Source organism: Streptomyces sp. NPDC056373, from assembly GCF_042262425.1.
Classification (GTDB): domain Bacteria; phylum Actinomycetota; class Actinomycetes; order Streptomycetales; family Streptomycetaceae; genus Streptomyces.
In genome coordinates, this window is record NZ_JBHJPX010000048.1 from 1 (window position 1) to 1,946 (window position 1,946).

The following is a 1,946-nucleotide window of genomic DNA, read 5'->3' on the forward strand; positions in this document are numbered from 1 at the left end:
GATTACTGTGCTAAAACCGGTATTTTCTGACTAATAAACATCCTAAAAAGGCGTTTTTGGTGATTATTTGAACGCTTGGAAAGTTTTTTGCATTTAGGGGTTGCGGCCCGCCGAGAACTCCCTATAATGCGCCTCCACTGACCGGGAACAACGACTGACAAGCCGCCGGGTCAGCGAGAAGAAAGCGAAATAAACGCTTGACTCTCAGGGCGAAAAGCGTAATATACGCCACCTCGAGTTAGCAAGCGAAAGCGACTAACTCACTGCTCTTTAACAATTTATCAGACAATCTGTGTGGGCACTCCACAAGACGATATCCAGCATCTTCGGATGCAAAAAAATATCAAGTCTTGAAGAGTGACTAACTGAAGTAAAATTCATGCAGTAAATCTTTGAGCATCGCTTCTCGAGTGGAAGCAAATCAAGCTTTTAATTGAAGAGTTTGATCATGGCTCAGATTGAACGCTGGCGGCAGGCTTAACACATGCAAGTCGAGCGGTAGCACAGGGGAGCTTGCTCCCTGGGTGACGAGCGGCGGACGGGTGAGTAATGTCTGGGAAACTGCCTGATGGAGGGGGATAACTACTGGAAACGGTAGCTAATACCGCATAACGTCGCAAGACCAAAGAGGGGGACCTTCGGGCCTCTTGCCATCAGATGTGCCCAGATGGGATTAGCTAGTAGGTGGGGTAATGGCTCACCTAGGCGACGATCCCTAGCTGGTCTGAGAGGATGACCAGCCACACTGGAACTGAGACACGGTCCAGACTCCTACGGGAGGCAGCAGTGGGGAATATTGCACAATGGGCGCAAGCCTGATGCAGCCATGCCGCGTGTGTGAAGAAGGCCTTCGGGTTGTAAAGCACTTTCAGCGAGGAGGAAGGTGGTGAACTTAATACGTTCATCAATTGACGTTACTCGCAGAAGAAGCACCGGCTAACTCCGTGCCAGCAGCCGCGGTAATACGGAGGGTGCAAGCGTTAATCGGAATTACTGGGCGTAAAGCGCACGCAGGCGGTTTGTTAAGTCAGATGTGAAATCCCCGGGCTCAACCTGGGAACTGCATTTGAAACTGGCAAGCTAGAGTCTCGTAGAGGGGGGTAGAATTCCAGGTGTAGCGGTGAAATGCGTAGAGATCTGGAGGAATACCGGTGGCGAAGGCGGCCCCCTGGACGAAGACTGACGCTCAGGTGCGAAAGCGTGGGGAGCAAACAGGATTAGATACCCTGGTAGTCCACGCTGTAAACGATGTCGATTTGGAGGTTGTGCCCTTGAGGCGTGGCTTCCGGAGCTAACGCGTTAAATCGACCGCCTGGGGAGTACGGCCGCAAGGTTAAAACTCAAATGAATTGACGGGGGCCCGCACAAGCGGTGGAGCATGTGGTTTAATTCGATGCAACGCGAAGAACCTTACCTACTCTTGACATCCAGAGAACTTAGCAGAGATGCTTTGGTGCCTTCGGGAACTCTGAGACAGGTGCTGCATGGCTGTCGTCAGCTCGTGTTGTGAAATGTTGGGTTAAGTCCCGCAACGAGCGCAACCCTTATCCTTTGTTGCCAGCGGTTCGGCCGGGAACTCAAAGGAGACTGCCAGTGATAAACTGGAGGAAGGTGGGGATGACGTCAAGTCATCATGGCCCTTACGAGTAGGGCTACACACGTGCTACAATGGCATATACAAAGAGAAGCGACCTCGCGAGAGCAAGCGGACCTCATAAAGTATGTCGTAGTCCGGATTGGAGTCTGCAACTCGACTCCATGAAGTCGGAATCGCTAGTAATCGTAGATCAGAATGCTACGGTGAATACGTTCCCGGGCCTTGTACACACCGCCCGTCACACCATGGGAGTGGGTTGCAAAAGAAGTAGGTAGCTTAACCTTCGGGAGGGCGCTTACCACTTTGTGATTCATGACTGGGGTGAAGTCGTAACAAGGTAACCGTAGGG

1 rRNA gene is annotated in these 1,946 nt (G+C 51.7%); it reads left to right on the forward strand.

The features are described from left to right. Positions 1–430: 430 nt before the first annotated feature. Positions 431–1,946, forward strand: a 16S ribosomal RNA gene (locus ACFCXS_RS39360); the annotation flags it as partial.